Origin of the sequence: Streptomyces sp. NPDC096132, from assembly GCF_044763345.1 — a bacterium.
Classification (GTDB): domain Bacteria; phylum Actinomycetota; class Actinomycetes; order Streptomycetales; family Streptomycetaceae; genus Streptomyces.
Window position 1 is genome coordinate 32,028 of record NZ_JBIWGA010000046.1, and the last position, 13,996, is coordinate 46,023.

The 13,996-nt window shown below is 69.8% G+C and carries 14 protein-coding genes and 1 pseudogene; 7 read left to right on the plus strand and 8 right to left on the minus strand.

The annotated features are described in order from the left end of the window. Nucleotides 1-8: 8 nt before the first annotated feature. The 3 genes from ACIRF9_RS49065 to ACIRF9_RS49075 are packed head-to-tail and all read right to left on the minus strand — an operon-like array spanning nt 9 to nt 3,684. Nucleotides 9-1,841 carry an FAD-dependent monooxygenase gene (locus ACIRF9_RS49065; protein WP_403836830.1) on the minus strand — a complete coding sequence of 611 codons (1,833 nt, stop codon included), beginning with the start codon at nt 1,839-1,841 and terminating at the stop codon, nt 9-11. Between the two features lie 10 nt (nt 1,842-1,851). Then, on the minus strand, nt 1,852-2,775 hold the full coding sequence (locus tag ACIRF9_RS49070; protein WP_403836832.1) for a VOC family protein: 924 nt from the start codon (nt 2,773-2,775) through the stop codon (nt 1,852-1,854). A 57-nt stretch (nt 2,776-2,832) separates the two neighbouring features. Further along, nucleotides 2,833-3,684 carry a fumarylacetoacetate hydrolase family protein gene (locus ACIRF9_RS49075; RefSeq protein ID WP_403836834.1) on the minus strand — a complete coding sequence of 284 codons (852 nt, stop codon included), beginning with the start codon at nt 3,682-3,684 and terminating at the stop codon, nt 2,833-2,835. Between the two features lie 131 nt (nt 3,685-3,815). On the opposite strand from ACIRF9_RS49075, the gene ACIRF9_RS49080 reads away from it, so the two are divergent. The 5 genes from ACIRF9_RS49080 (at nt 3,816) to ACIRF9_RS49100 (ending at nt 8,935) form a co-directional block, all read left to right on the plus strand. Next, entirely contained in the window at nt 3,816-4,532 is a 717-nt protein-coding gene (locus ACIRF9_RS49080; protein ID WP_403836836.1) for a GntR family transcriptional regulator, read from the plus strand. Nucleotides 4,533-4,556: 24 nt separating this feature from the next. Next, nucleotides 4,557-6,566 (plus strand): acetoacetate--CoA ligase, encoded by a 2,010-nt coding sequence (locus ACIRF9_RS49085; RefSeq protein WP_403836838.1) that lies wholly within the window; start codon nt 4,557-4,559, stop codon nt 6,564-6,566. A gap of 319 nt (nt 6,567-6,885) precedes the next feature. Next, complete coding sequence (locus tag ACIRF9_RS49090; RefSeq protein ID WP_403836840.1) at nt 6,886-7,800, plus strand: NADP-dependent oxidoreductase; 915 nt, start codon at nt 6,886-6,888, stop codon at nt 7,798-7,800. Between the two features lie 163 nt (nt 7,801-7,963). Next, nucleotides 7,964-8,467 (plus strand): carboxymuconolactone decarboxylase family protein, encoded by a 504-nt coding sequence (locus ACIRF9_RS49095; protein ID WP_403836842.1) that lies wholly within the window; start codon nt 7,964-7,966, stop codon nt 8,465-8,467. Between the two features lie 96 nt (nt 8,468-8,563). Then, on the plus strand, nt 8,564-8,935 hold the full coding sequence (locus ACIRF9_RS49100; protein ID WP_403836844.1) for a DoxX family protein: 372 nt from the start codon (nt 8,564-8,566) through the stop codon (nt 8,933-8,935). A 113-nt stretch (nt 8,936-9,048) separates the two neighbouring features. Here ACIRF9_RS49100 and ACIRF9_RS49105 read toward each other — a convergent pair whose 3' ends face one another. Beyond that, nucleotides 9,049-9,999 carry an NmrA/HSCARG family protein gene (locus ACIRF9_RS49105; protein ID WP_403836846.1) on the minus strand — a complete coding sequence of 317 codons (951 nt, stop codon included), beginning with the start codon at nt 9,997-9,999 and terminating at the stop codon, nt 9,049-9,051. A gap of 305 nt (nt 10,000-10,304) precedes the next feature. Further along, a complete protein-coding gene (locus tag ACIRF9_RS49110) occupies nt 10,305-10,430 on the minus strand; it encodes a hypothetical protein (protein ID WP_403836848.1) in 126 nt (41 codons plus the stop codon). On the opposite strand from ACIRF9_RS49110, the gene ACIRF9_RS49115 reads away from it, so the two are divergent. Next, nucleotides 10,429-10,752, plus strand: a complete 324-nt coding sequence (locus ACIRF9_RS49115; protein ID WP_403836850.1) for a hypothetical protein — start codon at nt 10,429-10,431, stop codon at nt 10,750-10,752. The two genes, ACIRF9_RS49110 and ACIRF9_RS49115, sit on opposite strands and share 2 nt — an antisense overlap. Here the strand turns inward: ACIRF9_RS49115 and ACIRF9_RS49120 are convergent, their stop codons facing one another. The 3 genes from ACIRF9_RS49120 to ACIRF9_RS49130 are packed head-to-tail and all read right to left on the minus strand — an operon-like array spanning nt 10,753 to nt 13,459. Continuing rightward, on the minus strand, nt 10,753-11,028 hold the full coding sequence (locus ACIRF9_RS49120) for a YciI family protein (RefSeq protein WP_403836852.1): 276 nt from the start codon (nt 11,026-11,028) through the stop codon (nt 10,753-10,755). A 23-nt stretch (nt 11,029-11,051) separates the two neighbouring features. Further along, nucleotides 11,052-12,308: a hypothetical protein gene (locus ACIRF9_RS49125; protein WP_403836854.1), complete on the minus strand. Its 1,257-nt coding sequence runs from the start codon at nt 12,306-12,308 to the stop codon at nt 11,052-11,054. Further along, nucleotides 12,305-13,459 carry a homogentisate 1,2-dioxygenase gene (locus tag ACIRF9_RS49130; protein WP_403836856.1) on the minus strand — a complete coding sequence of 385 codons (1,155 nt, stop codon included), beginning with the start codon at nt 13,457-13,459 and terminating at the stop codon, nt 12,305-12,307. The genes ACIRF9_RS49125 and ACIRF9_RS49130 overlap by 4 nt, the downstream gene beginning before the upstream one ends. A 229-nt stretch (nt 13,460-13,688) precedes the next feature. Here ACIRF9_RS49130 and ACIRF9_RS49135 point away from each other — a divergent pair. Next, nucleotides 13,689-13,996 (plus strand): annotated as a pseudogene (locus ACIRF9_RS49135) (Asp/Glu racemase); the annotation flags it as partial.

Here is a 13,996-nt window from a genome sequence, read left to right on the forward strand (position 1 = left end):
CAGCCGCCTCATGCCGTCGCCGTCTCACTCGGCCGCCCCAGGATGTAGCGCAGCGCCTTCTCCAGAACCGGCCCCGGCGCCGGGTGCGCGCCCATGCTGCGCCAGCCGACGTGCTGGTCCGGTCGGACGAGGACCGCGCCCTCGGGTGCGATCTCGCGCTGGGCCGCCCAGGCACCGGTGACGTCGGCCCATGCCTCGTCGTCGGCGCTGTCCGCGCCGCCGATCCGCAGGACGTCCAACGGGACACCGAGCCGGTCGGCGGCATCTGCGGCGGCCTCCGCCCACGCGGAGCCCGCAGGAGCAGCGGCGTCGACGATCAGGACGAACCTGCCCCGCCCGGTGAGGTCGTAGACCGACCGCTGCCGGTCCCCTCGGCTCAGCCAGGCGTGGGGGACGCGGTGCCCGGGGCGCGTCTGGGGGTGGAAGTCCAGTACCGGATCGGCGTACACGTGGGGAGCGCTGCCGTCGTGCAGGACGGCCGACGAGGTGTAGCTGTAGCCGATCTCGATGTTGTGGGCGCGGACTTCGTGGCGCTCGTGCGCGATCGCCTCCGCGACCCGCTCGCGCAGCGCGGCCGTCTCCTGGGTGCCGGAGAACAGCTCGGTGAAGCGTGCCCAGGCCTGCTCGGGCGGCATCCCCGGCGCCAGCCCGATGGCCGCGTCGATGTTCGGGTGGGCGAGGGCCGCGGTGGTGGCCTGCTCGACGTTGCGGCGGGCCACCGGGCGCCGTTCCTGCTCGTAGGTGTCGATCAGGGACTCGCCGGCGTGACCGGACAGGACGGCGGCCAGCTTCCACGCCAGGTTGTGGACGTCCTGGACGGCGGAGTTGAGGCCGAGGGCGGTGGTCGGGAAGTGCCGGTGGGCCGCGTCCCCCACCACGAAGACCCGCCCGACCCGGTAGCGGTCGGCGAGTGTCGCCTCCTGGCGCCAGTGCGAGGTGCGGTGCACGGTCAGCGGGAGGTCGGGGATGCCGAGCGAGCGCCGGATCAGGTCCGGCATGAAGTCGTCCTCGTACTGGACGGCGGCCCCGGGCGGCACCAAGGCGTGGAAGGCCCACTCCTCGGAGTGCTGGTCCCAGTGCTCCGGCCCCATCTTGATCAGGACTCCGCTGCCCAGCGAGCCGCTGCCGTCCGGGTTGACGAAGAAGTGGATGACGACACTGGGGTCGTCGATGTAGGCGGACAGGTCCGCGCTGATGTGTGCGCTGACCATGTCCACGACGTCCGTCAGGCCGCCCAGCTGGATGCCCGTCGTGGGCCCGACGAAGCGTCCCGCGTCGGCGCCGATGAGGTAGCGCGCGCGGACGGTGTGGCGGGTGCCGTCCACCAGGCGTGCGACGGTGGCGGTGACGGCGTCGGCGTCCTGGGTGAGTTCGACGACCTCGTGCTGGAACAGGACGCGGTCGAGTGCCAGCGACTCCGCGTGCTGGCGCAGCACCGGTTCGAGGCGCAGTTGAGGGAGGTTCGTCGAGGCGCACGGGCTGGCCTGGTCGTAGGCCGCGGCGTCCGCGCCGCCGCCCCAGGCGTCCACACGGCCGATGAGGCGGCCGTGCTCGGACCGAGGGCCGGCCAGGGAGGTCGACCAGGCGACGGTGGACATGTTGGCGCGCGGAGCGCCCCGCTTGTAGACGTCGTCGGCGACTCCCAGCTCCCGGAAGATCTCCATGGTCCGCTGGTTGAGGATGTGTGCCTTCGGCAGATGGGAGCAGCCGGGGTGGCGCTCCACCAGCAGGCTCTGCACCCCGAGCCTTGACAGCAGGAGCGAGGCGGTCAGCCCGGCGGCGCCGCCACCGACGATGAGCACGTCCACCTCTTGCGGCGGACGGGGACTGGCAACGGTCATCTCGGTCTCCTCATCGCGCGGCGTGGGTACCGGTCATCAGGGCGCCGAGGTCCTCCGGCAGGAGGAACGACGGCGGGACGGGCGGCCCCCAGGCGTAGAGCGCCCGGGCTCCTTCCAGGGCGTCCGGCTTCCAGAGCTGGTCGTCGAGGATGCAGTCGAGGTCGCTGTAGTACTCGGAGAAGTTGCCCGCCGGGTCTCTGAGGTACCAGAAGAAGTTGGAGCCGATGTGATGGCGGCCCAGTCCCCACACGTGCCGCTCCGGATGGTCCTCCAGCATGGCGGTGGCACCCCGGCCGACATCGTCGACGTCGTCGACCTGCCAGGCGGTGTGGTGCAGGAAGTTCAGCGGCGCCTGCTGGACGAGCACGTTGTGGTGGTCGGTGGAGCAGCGCATGAACGCGGCGATGCCCTTGATGTCGTCGGTGACCTTGAAGCCGAGCCCTTCGGTGAAGAACCGCTGTGAGGCTTCCTTGTCGACGGAGCCGATCACCACATGCCCCAGGTTGCGGGGCCGAACCGGACCTTCCCGCAGGATCCCGGGGGCCCGCGTGTCGGGCCGCTCGATGCGGCCGGGGCCGTTGTACGGCATCGCGGGCGTCGGGGGCTGGACGAAACGCGGGGCGACCCGCAGGGTCACCTCGATGTCGCTGACGGGATCGGTGACCACGAGCGTGTCCGCGCCCCGGGAGACCGGGACGTCCAGGCGGGCCAGGGCTTTCGCGGCGCGGCCGAGGTCGTCCACGTCGTCGGCGCCCACTTCGATGGCGAGCAGCCGGCGGGTGGCGGCGGGGCGGAGGATGAGCTGGTCGCCGCCGTCCACGGTGGCGAAGGTGCCGGATACGGACTCGGTCAGGCCGAAGTCCGTGTAGTAGGAGCCGGTTTCGGCGACATTGGGCACTCCGACGGTGACCGATGCCAGACGATGAAGAGCCATGTTCTGTTCCTCTGGGGACTCGTCGTTGAGCGGGAGAGGCGGGACTCGGCCGGCCGGTCAGCCGGTGCAGTGCTGGCGGATCTCGCCGATGCCCTCGACACGGCTGACGACCACGTCGCCCGGCGCGAGGAACTTGCGCGGGTTGCGGGCGCCGCCGACGCCGCTGGGAGTGCCGGTGAAGATCAGGTCTCCGGGGAGCAGCGGACACACCGCGGACAACCGGGCGATCAGTTCGGGAACCGGGAAGATCATCGAAGAGGTGCGGGCCTTCTGGACCCGCTCGCCGTTGACGGTGCAGCTGAGTTCCAGGTCGTCGGGGTCGTCGAACTCGTCCGGCGTGACCAGCCACGGACCGATGGGGCCGAAGGCGGGGAACGACTTGCCGAGCGAGAACTGCGGGGCGGGGCCCGCGAGTTGCACCTCCCGCTCGGAGAAGTCCTGGCCGACGGTCAGGCCGGCGACGTACTCCCAGGCCTTCTCCTCCTTGACGCGATGCGCCCGCCGGCCGATGACCACGACCAGCTCCACCTCCCAGTCCACCGCGCCGCTGGGGAGCGGGAGTTCGCCGTACGGGCCGGTGATGCAGGTGGGGAACTTGGTGAAGGTCGGCGGTGCCTCGGGGAGCCCCAGCCCCGCCTCCTGGGCGTGGTCGGTGTAGTTCAGCCCGATCGCGAAGACCTGGCGCGGCGACGGCGCGGGCGATCCGAGGCTCTCGGGCGCGACGACCGCTTCGGCCGCCCCGTCCGTCGCGGCCCCCACGTCGGCGGCCCAGTCCCGGAACTCACCCCATCGTTCGTAGACGGCCTGGGGGTCGGACGAGAACCGGTGATCGCTGAGTCGGGCGACGTCGATCGCGTCGCCCCCGGCGGGAAGGAGGGTGAGACGATGTGCCACGGATGCCATGCGCATGTTCGCTCCTGGAGCGGCATCGGCCAGTGTTGTCTGCCCTTCAACATCCGCCGACTGTTTCGACATGTCAATATGATTTCGAAATTCTATTGAGGTTCCGACAGTGAGCCGACTCTGCTTTACTTCAAGACATGCTCAGTGACGCACCGCCCAAGGCCGGCCGGTCCGGGGCCCCGACGCGGGCGGAGAAGGTCTACGCCGAACTCCGCAGCGACATCCTCAACGGCCGCCTCACCCCCGGAGAACGACTCCCGTTCGCCCAGCTGGGTGAGCGCTACCGGGCGAGTACCGGCGTACTGCGGGAAGTCCTGCCGCGACTCGTCGAGCAGGGCCTCGTCACATCCGAAAGGCAGTTCGGATTCCGAGTCATGTCGGTGTCCGAGGAAGACCTGTGCCATCTCACCGAGGTGCGGATCACCGTCGAGTCCCAGGCCCTGCGGCAGTCCGTCGAGCGGGGCGACCTCGCCTGGCAGTCACGTCTCGTGGCCGTCCACCACACCCTGGCCGCCACCCCGACGCTCGAACCGTCGGGCGCCATCAACGAGGAGTGGCTGGAGACGCACGCCCGGTTCCACGCGACCCTCAACGAGGCATGCCCCAACGGCAGGCTCCGCGGTCTCGCCGACTCCCTGCGCGCCGTCGCCGAGGTCTACCGCTGCTGGTCCTGCGCGGCGACCGACGGCGCGGGCCGGGACGTCGCGGGCGAACACCGCCGGATGCTCGACGCGGCCCTCGCCGGCGACGCCGACCGCGCCGTGGCCGAGCTGACCGCGCACATCCAGCGGACGACGGACGCGCTGCTGGCATCCCGCGCCGTCGCCGCTCCGGTCGGGGAGCACAGCCCTTAGAGAAACAGAGGAGTGTGACCGCGGGTGACCGACCAGGAACTCCTGTGGGAGCCGAGTGACGACGTCATCGACGCTTCCAACCTGACGAGGTTCACCGAGTGGCTGCGGACTCACCGCGGCATCCGCGTGGACGACTATCAGCAGCTGTGGCAGTGGTCGATCCGCGACCTGGAGGGTTTCTGGGGGTCACTCTGGGAGTTCTTCGACATCAACGCCTCCGCCCCGCCGAGCGCGGTGCTCACCGACCGGACCATGCCCGGCGCCACCTGGTTCCCCGGTGCCCGGCTCAACTACGCCGAACACGTCTTCCGGGCGGCCGACCCCGAGCGCCCCGCCCTCGTCGCGGTGGACGAGAACGGGCACCGCACCGACTGGTCCTGGGCGGAACTGAGAGACCGGACCGCGGCACTCGCGGCGCACTTGCGCGCACTCGGCGTCCGGCCCGGCGACCGGGTCGTCGGCTACCTCCCGAACATCCCGCACGCCGTCGTGGCCTTCCTGGCCACCGCCAGTGTCGGCGCCGTCTGGTCGTCCTGCGGCCAGGACTTCGCCGCGACGAGCGTGCTCGACCGCTTCGCCCAACTGGAACCGGTCGTACTGGTCACGGCGGACGGATACCTCCACGGCGGACGACGGCAGGACCGCCGATCCGCCATCGGCGATCTCAGGAGGGGCTTGCCCACCCTGCGGGAAACCGTCCTCGTGGACAACCTCGGACTGCCGTACGACCTCACCGGCGGCACCGCGGGCTGGGACGAGGCCACCGGCGGCGAGGCGGAACCGATCTTCGCACCGGTGCCTTTCGACCATCCGCTCTGGACGCTGTTCTCCTCCGGCACGACCGGCAGACCCAAGGGCATCGTGCACGGTCACGGCGGCATCCTGCTGGAGCATCTCAAGTTCACGGCCCTGCACCTGGATCTCAGACCCGCCGACCGGTTCCTCTGGTACACCACCACGAGCTGGATGGTGTGGAACGTCCTGGTGTCCGGCCTGCTGACCGGCGCGACCATCGTGCTCTACGACGGCAGCCCCGCCCACCCGCGGACCGGCAGGCTCTGGCAGGTCGCCGACGCCTGCGAGGTGTCCCTGCTCGGTGTGAGCGCCGGATACCTGCTGGCCTGCGAGAAGAACGGCGTGCGGCCTTCGGCGGACCACAAGCTCGCCGCGCTCCGGTCGGTCAACTCGACCGGTTCGCCCCTGCCGGAGTCGGGCTTCTGGTGGGTCCACGACCACGTCGGCGCCACGGTCCCAGTGGTGTCCGTGAGCGGCGGCACCGACATGTGCTCGGCGTTCGTGGGCGGCGCCCCCTGGCTCCCCGTCCGGGCCGGCGAGATTCCCGCCCCTTGTCTCGGCGCCGCCGTGGCGGCCTGGGACGAGGCCGGGCAGCCGGTGCTGGATCAGGTCGGCGAACTGGTGATCACCGAGCCGATGCCCTCCATGCCGCTCCACTTCTGGAACGACGACGGAGCCCGTTACCGGGACGCCTACTTCGGCACATACCCGGGAGTGTGGCGCCAGGGCGACCGGATCACCGTCGCCTCCCACGGCGGCGTCGTCGTCCACGGGCGGTCCGACGCCACCTTGAACAGGATGGGCGTGCGGCTCGGAAGCGCCGAGATCTACCAGGCGGTCGAGTCCCTGCCCGAGGTACACGAGGCGCTCGTCGTCGGCGTCGAGGAACCCGACGGCGGGTACTGGATGCCGATGTTCGTGGCGCTGGCTCCGGACCTACGACTCGACGACGCCCTTCGCGCCCGGATGGCGGACGCCATCCGCACCCAGGCCTCACCCCGGCACGTGCCGGACGAGATCATCCAGGTGCCGGCCGTTCCGCACACCCTTACCGGGAAGCGGCTGGAGGTGCCCGTGAAGAGGATCCTGCTCGGAACGCCGACGGTGTCGGCTGTGGACGAAGGCAGCGTCGACCGTCCCGAACTCCTCGCCCTGTACGCCGAATTGGCCGCCGAACGTAGGGGGCGCGGCGGGCGGGACCAGGCGACGCCGCCCAGAAGGAACGGCAGTCATAGTTGACACATCAAGCAAGGTTGATGTGTCAACCCCCTGGCCCTCAAGCCGCCCCCACTCAGGAAACCGGCCTTGAGCCCGTTCACCTCCACGCGCCCCGGGCCGGCTCTCGCTTCCGGAGCCCTCCAGTGACACGGCCCCGAGCCCGACGCCGCCCCAGCCGGCCCGGCCGCCCCTCCACTCCGCGGCGACGGGACCGAAGTTGTGGGACCCGTCCGGGCGGGCTAGGATCCAGGTAATGTTGATGAATCAACTACTGGCCGACCGATGCGGCCGCCGGCCTCACAGGCACCCCGGCCGCCGGTAGGAACGGAGCCCACAAGCCATGTCTCTCGCAGTGCAGTTCTCCGAATACGGCCCCACTGACGGACTGAGCGTCGTGCGGGTAGAACCCCCGACTCCGGGACCGGGTCAGGTCCGGCTGGCCGTCCGCGCGGCCGCCGTGAACCCCTTCGACTGGAAGGTCCTCCGGGGCTGGATGCGCGAGCAGATCCCGCTCGCACTGCCCGCCGGACTCGGTAACGACGCGGCCGGCGTGGTGGACGCGGTCGGCGAAGGAGTGACCGAGTTCAGCGTCGGCGACGAGGTGCTCGGATCCTCGCTCACGCCATCCTTCGCCCAGTTCGCCCTGGCCGACCCCGCGAAGCTGGTGGCCAAGCCGCCCACCCTCCCGTGGGGCGTGGCGGGCAGCCTCTCCGGTGCGGGCGGCACCGCGTGGAACGTCGTCGAACGACTCAAGGTTGCCGAGGGCGAGACGCTGCTGGTCCATGCCGCCGCCGGCGGTGTGGGCAGCTTCGCCGTCCAGATCGCCGTGGCCCGCGGCGCACGTGTGATCGGCACCGCGAGCGAGCGCAACCACGAGCTGCTGCGCGAGTTCGGCGCCGAACCGGTCACCTACGGCGAGGGGCTCGTGGAGCGGGTGCGGGCCGCCGCCCCGAACGGTGTCGACGCGGTGCTCGACACCTCCGGCCGCGGCGAGATCCCGGACTCGATCGAACTCGCCGGAGGCCCGGACCGCGTCCTGACCATCGCGGCCTTCGACGCCGCGGACACCGGAATCCAGATCTACTCGGGCGTCGCGGCGGACGGCCGGGTCCTGCGCGCGCTCCTGAACCTCATCGAGGAGGGGAGCCTGCACGTCCCGATCTCCCGCACGTACGGCCTCTCGGAAGCCGCGGCCGCGCTCGACGCGAGCCAGACGGGCCACGTGAGCGGCAAGATCGTGATCCTGCCCGAGTAGGGTGCGACACGCCCCGGGCCACACAGGTGTGAGGGGCGGACACCGGACGACCGGTGTCCGCCCCTCACACGTGCGCGAGCTCGCCAGCTCTATAGTTGCCACATCAACTATTATGCGATGAGAGGGCCGCCGGCCACCCCGACCCACCCCGAGGAGGCGCGAAGTGAGTGAGCACGCCAACGGATCCGCACCGCGCAGGATCTTCATCGACAAGCAGAGTCCACAGGCTTTCCACGCCTTGGTGAAGACCTCGGAGGCGGTGAGCGCCACGGCCGCGGAGGCGGGACTCGACCGCACGACCGTGGAGCTGATCAACATCCGCGTGTCCCAGCTGAACGGCTGCGCCTTCTGCCTCGACCTGCACACCCGCAAGGCCCTGCGCGCGGGCGAGTCCCCGCAACGACTGGGGGTTCTGGCGGCCTGGCGGGACACCGGCGTATTCACTCCCGCGGAACGCGCGGCGCTGGCGCTCGCGGAGGCCACGACCGATCCGACCGATTCCGCCGCCCAGGATTCCGCCTACGAAGTCGCCCGCCCGACCCTCACCGAGGACCAGATCTCGGCCGCGATCTGGGTGGCCATCGCCATCGGCGCCTTCAACCGGGTGTCCATCATGAGCAAGCATCCGGTACCGGCGTCCCGGCAGGCCCCCGCGACACTTAATTGACGAGTCACCTACCTCTTCTCTATGGTTTTGAGTTGACGCATCAACCACAGATGCGGCCCGCCGTTCCGGTGCGGGCCGCTCGGAAGGAACCGATCCATGTACGTCACCGCCGCCATTCTCAGCGCACTCCTCGCCCTCGGCTCGCTCGCCGCGGGTGCGCCCAAGGCGCTGCTGAAGGGCGACGTTCCCGCCGCGCTGCAGTCTCACATGGGGCTGAGTGCGGGCTTCGTCCGCTTCATAGGCCTGGCCGAGGTCGCCGCGGCCGCCGGACTCGTCGTCGGGCTGTTCTGGCAGCCGCTGGGCATCGCCGCCGCCACAGGCCTCGCCATCACCATGATCGGCGGGGCCGCCTTCCACGCCAAGGCAGGCGACTACGCGGACCCCGCCACGCGGAAGAACGCCATGAGCCCCTTCGTCTTCCTGGCCCTTTCCGTGGCCACCGCGGTGACCCTCGGACTGGCCATGTGAGTCCATCGCTGATCCTCCGGCACCTCGCGGCCCCTGGCCAGGAGAGCGCAGTCGTCCCGGCAGGCCGAACCGGCCTGCCGGGACGAAGCGTTGTGCGGGCGAGCCGCGCCGGGTCAGCCCACCTGGATCTCGGCGGCGTTCTCGGCCAGCCAGGTGTCGAAGCTCTTCAGCTCCGGGTGGAACTCCCTGATCCCGTCCAGGTCGCGGGCGCCGGTGAACTCCTGGTCGAAGTCGCCGTAGTACTGGAACATGTTGGCGATCTCGTCGCCCGCCGGAATGCCCAGGGAGCGGAAGACGTCGTAGGGCACCGACTGGAAGCGCACCGGCTCACCGATCGCGGCCCCGATCTTCTCCGCGTACTGGGCGCCGGTCAGGTGGTCGCCCGCCAGGCCCACGGTGCGGCCCACGAACCGCTCGGGGTCCTTGAGGATGGCCAGAGCGGTGCGGCCGATGTCGTTCACGTCCACGCCGGACAGCAGCTTGCCGTCCTCGAAGGGCAGAGTCAGCGTCAGCACGCCGTCCTCGCCCCGCTTGGGACCCATCGTCGACAGGAAGCCCTGGAAGAAGAACGTGGTGTTCAGGAACGTGGTCGGCACGCCGGCCTGACGGAACAGCTCGTTGGCCTCGCCCTTGGCGTCGAAATGCGGCACGTTGTACTTGTCCTGCAGAACGGGCATCCGCTCGTCCTCCAGCGGCAGCAGCTCGCGGGTGTCCTCCAGCGTCGACCACACCACGTGCCGCAGACCGGTGGCCTCGGCCGCGCGCACGAGGTTCTCGACCTCCGCGGTCTCCTTGGCCGCCGAGCCGTGCGCCCAGAAGTTGGTGACGAGGAAGGCGCCGTAAGCACCCTCGAACGCCTTGTGCACGGTCGGCTCGTCATCGAAGTCCGCGCGCACGACCTCGGCGCCGAGCTCGGCGAGTTCCTTGGCGGCGGCCGAGTCGGGGTTCCGGGTCAGCGCGCGCACCGTGAATCCGGAGTCCGGATCGGCCAGGATCGCCCGTGCGGCCCCACCGCCCTGCGCCCCCGTGGCTCCGGCGACCGCGATGACCTTCTTCTCACTCATGCCAACTACCTCTGTCTCAGGAAAGACGTTGTTGATGCATCAACAACAGCAGACTTCAAGTGATGGGTCAACTTTTACCGGCACTTTGCGCCATGATCATTCGAAACTTCACTCAAGTGGCCCACGCAGCGGCGGCCCCCGCCCCTGACGACAAGGGAGAAGGGAGGCGGCCTCATCGCCGAGCGACCGGCGGCCAGTTGCCCGGGTGCAGAACACCCTCGACGTATGCGCGGGCGACGAGCGCCGGCTTGCCGGACAGGCCCCAGCGCTTGGACAGCTGCTTCAACTGGTGACGCCGTCCGACGTCAGATCCAGGACGTGACCGCCGCCCGCGCCGACAGCGTCACCGGGCCCACGTCACCGACCCCAGGAGCCCGCTCCTCACCCACCGCCACCGCGACGCGGCGGAGCCGATCCACAACGTCGGCCATGTCGACCTCGTCGACAAGCCCGCCCGTGGTGCTGCCGCACCCCGGAATGGAGTTCGACCCCGTGACCATGGTCGGCGGGCAGCTGGAGCAGGTCCGCCGGCTCGCCGAGAGCGAGGGGCGTGATCCGGCGGACATCGGCGCGGCTCTGCGGGTCAACCCGGTGGCCGAGTCGTCGGTGGACGCGGTCGTGGAGGTCATCCTGCGCACGCGTGACGCGATCGACGTGGACGACGTCTTCGTGGACTTCACCTACATGGTCGACAACGGTGGCGTGGACCAGGCGATGGAGCTGCTCCAGCAGACGCTGGACCTGACGCGCTGATCAGCTCCGTGTCGCGTCCAACAGGACATTCCATTCACGGACTTCCGCCGTCGCGCTGCCGGACCGGACGACGGGGCTCTCGTCGTACAGGTCCTGCAGCGCTTGGCGGGAGTCGCCGCGCACGACGGCCATACCGCCACGGCCGTCCATGAAGGGGCCGGCCTGCAGGAGAGTGCCCTGCTCGTAGAGGTCGGCCACGAATGCCTGCTGTTCCCGGCCGACCTCGGGGGCGGGCGGCCCTCCGGTGAATGCGAGTGTCACGACGAAGTGCTTCATCAGATCTCCTGGGTGGTGAACGATCACGGGAAGCGGGGCGCGAGCCACTCGACGACGAGTCGCAGAGCCTCGTCCCGCTTGGGCAGGGGCGTGGCGAAGTGCTCGGCCTCCACGAACCGGATCAGCTTGTCCTCGGCCGGGCTGGCGTCGAACTGCGCCTGGCTGTCGTCGGGAAAGGCAATGCTGTCCGACGTCAGGTTGATCACGAGCAGTGGCTCGTGGACCGACTTCAGCGACTCGACGAGCGTGGCCCGGGTGGACAGCCCCGACCACGTGCTCAGCCATGCCCGCGGTGTGACGAGCCGGCCGAACCCACCGGGCGCGTAGTTGATCTGGTCCGGGCGGGGACCGAGGATCGAGCCGGCCTTCCGGGTGGACTTCCAGGTGTGCAGGCTCGGGTCCAGGTACGCGGGATCGGCCTCGGTCCGGTGGACGGTCATGTACTGGCCGAGTATCGCGCGGCGGCTGATGGAGGTGCGCTCCTCCAGCGGGAGGTCCGCGAATCCCGGTTCCTGCATCCGCTGCTTGTAGCGCCGCTGCTCGGCGATCAGGTCGCGGGCCCGGGCATCCAGCCGGGCCACGCGAGCCCGCTGCGCCGCCCGGTACCGCTGGAGGAACTCCGCGGCGTACTTGCTCGGCTCCGGGGGTTCGCGGAACCCGTTCGCCGGGTTGTACATGTCGAGGTCCGGATCCACCGCCAGCGGGTCGTTCTCGTCGATCACCGACGGGTCGATGCCGGTCAGCATGAACGCGCCCTGGCCGGGATGCGCGGCGATCAGGACGACTCCGTCGGCCTTGGGCATCTCCACCGCGTTGAGGTCCAGCGTGTCCCCGCACGCGGTGTCCGTCAGCCTGCCCGGCGGGATCGTGCTCGCCTGCTGCTGGTAGAACGTCAGCAGTGATCCGCCGCCGCTGTTGCCGAGCAGCACGATCTTCTCGTAACCCCGCTCGTTCTTCAGGTGGCTCAGTCCGGCCGCGAGATCGAGCAGAAGCCGCTCGTGCTCGACGTCGACGTCGTTGTTCAGGCCCCGGGTCAGGTGGACGTAGAAGGCGTACCCGGCCTCCAGGGCCGCCGGAGCGGCATAGTGCCGGCTCATGTCGCCCCGGGGGTGCGACACCACGACGACGGTCCGCTCACCGCCACGGGCGTAGAGGACTCCGCGAGAACCGGCACCGTCGGAGGCGGCGACCGGGATGAGCGTCGTCTCCGTCCCGGCCGGCAAGGTCTCGAAGTCGATCAGGCCGACGGCCGTGGTACTGATCTGCTTCTGCTGTGTCACCGGGCGTCACCGCCTTCCCGCCCGCCCTCGAAGAAGTGCTCACCCTGGCGCTGGGTGTCGAAGAGTTCCCGCGAGGGTGTCAGCGGCTGCAGCGTGTCCAGGAAGATGATCTCGTAGTCGAGGTGGTCGCCCGGCTTGACGCTCTTGCGCAGCACCTCCTGGTACTGCTCCGGGAAGCCGTGGTGCCTGCCGCGCGGAACGAGGGAGATGCTGGCCTTGGCGACGTCCAGGCCCATGACCGTGCCGTTGTGGAGGAACGTGAACTCGTCGTAGTCCACGTTGCGGTGGTACGCCGGGATCTTCTCCGTGTCCTCACCCGACTCGTAGGGGCGCGGGAGCAGGTTGCCCACCATGAAGTCCGGCGTCGCGAAGACGGCGTACGCGGACGGCATCAGGTGGATGCGGTCGCTCATGATCGGCCGGTAGTCCCGGATGTTCAGCTTGAAGGGGAACAGGACGCCCTTCCGGCCCTCGACGTCGATCGGGTCGAACTCGTAGTACAGCGAGGTGTATTCGCCGCGCGACTTGATCCGCACCGGATACTCGCCGTCCTCGTTGCGGCCGTCGCCCAGCTCGTCCAGCGCCGGGCTGGGCACGAACAGCAGGTCGGGGTCGAACGGAGCGCGGCGGCCGTGCGTCCCGATGTCGGCGAAGCCGAGCTCCTCGGGCGACTCGAAGATCAGGAAGTAGTTCACGGGGCCGGCCGGGCGGACCCGGTACGTCGTGCCCTTGGGCAGCAGGACGTAGTCACCTGGCTCGTAGGGGATCGGACCGAACTCGGTGTAGAAGGTGCCGGTGCCGTCGTGCACGAAGTACAGCTCGTCGCCGTCGGCGTTGCGCACCGAGTAGGGCATGTCGGCACTGCGCCGGCTCACCCAGACGGAGACGTCGTCGTTGTGGAACAGCCGCAGCGGCAGCCCGTCGGCGTGCGCCAGGTCGGTGGGCTCCACCACCTGCCCGTTGAAGTCGTAGGGCTGCGCGTCCCGGTCGGCGCGCTTCCAGGCGGTCGGCTCGTGGCGCCGGTAGAGGTGCGCGTCACGGCCTTCGAAGCCCTGCCGCGTGAACATGTCCTCGAACAGGCCCAGTCCGGCCCGTGTCGTCTCCGCCTGCCGCAGCACCTTGCCCCTGCTGTGGTGAATCCATGAGCGCATCGGCCTGAGTTCCATCGGACGTCCCTTTCCGTGGGTCTGACTGCTTGCGGCCGAAGATGGGCGACCCGCTCTCGGCGAGGAACGCCGGGCCGATACTCCGTACTCCCAGGGAGAGGCTCCGAGATCGCAGGGTCTCCCTGGGAGTACGGGTATCCGGCGGGCGTTCCTCCCGGGGTACTCGGTGACAGCGTCGTAGCTCACCCGCGTGTGCGACGAAAGGTGAACGCCGATGACTTCCCACCGTGTGGGTCTGTTGGTGCCGAGTTCCAATACGACGATGGAAACGGAGGTCCCCGAGGTGCTGCGCCGGGTCGCGGCACGCTCGGACAACCGGTTCACGTTCCACTCCAGCCGGATGCGGATGAAGACCGTCAGCGCCGAGGAACTCGCCGCGATGAACGCCGACGCCGACCGCGCCGCGGTCGAACTGGCCGACGCCGCGGTGGACGTGATGGCGTACGCCTGTCTGGTCGCCATCATGTCCCAGGGCCGCGGCGCCCACCGCGACATCGAAGAACGGCTCACGAAGACCGCGAA

What these genes read in the sequence shown, in the direction of transcription:
- ACIRF9_RS49065 (WP_403836830.1), bottom strand. Translation starts at nt 1,841, where the DNA reads ATGACCGTTGCCAGTCCCCGTCCGCCGCAAGAGGTGGACGTGCTCATC.
- ACIRF9_RS49070 (WP_403836832.1), bottom strand. Translation starts at nt 2,775, where the DNA reads ATGGCTCTTCATCGTCTGGCATCGGTCACCGTCGGAGTGCCCAATGTC.
- ACIRF9_RS49075 (WP_403836834.1), bottom strand. Translation starts at nt 3,684, where the DNA reads ATGCGCATGGCATCCGTGGCACATCGTCTCACCCTCCTTCCCGCCGGG.
- ACIRF9_RS49080 (WP_403836836.1), top strand. Translation starts at nt 3,816, where the DNA reads ATGCTCAGTGACGCACCGCCCAAGGCCGGCCGGTCCGGGGCCCCGACG.
- ACIRF9_RS49090 (WP_403836840.1), top strand. Translation starts at nt 6,886, where the DNA reads ATGTCTCTCGCAGTGCAGTTCTCCGAATACGGCCCCACTGACGGACTG.
- ACIRF9_RS49100 (WP_403836844.1), top strand. Translation starts at nt 8,564, where the DNA reads ATGTACGTCACCGCCGCCATTCTCAGCGCACTCCTCGCCCTCGGCTCG.
- ACIRF9_RS49105 (WP_403836846.1), bottom strand. Translation starts at nt 9,999, where the DNA reads ATGAGTGAGAAGAAGGTCATCGCGGTCGCCGGAGCCACGGGGGCGCAG.
- ACIRF9_RS49115 (WP_403836850.1), top strand. Translation starts at nt 10,429, where the DNA reads ATGTCGACCTCGTCGACAAGCCCGCCCGTGGTGCTGCCGCACCCCGGA.
- ACIRF9_RS49110 (WP_403836848.1), bottom strand. Translation starts at nt 10,430, where the DNA reads ATGGCCGACGTTGTGGATCGGCTCCGCCGCGTCGCGGTGGCGGTGGGT.
- ACIRF9_RS49120 (WP_403836852.1), bottom strand. Translation starts at nt 11,028, where the DNA reads ATGAAGCACTTCGTCGTGACACTCGCATTCACCGGAGGGCCGCCCGCC.
- ACIRF9_RS49130 (WP_403836856.1), bottom strand. Translation starts at nt 13,459, where the DNA reads ATGCGCTCATGGATTCACCACAGCAGGGGCAAGGTGCTGCGGCAGGCG.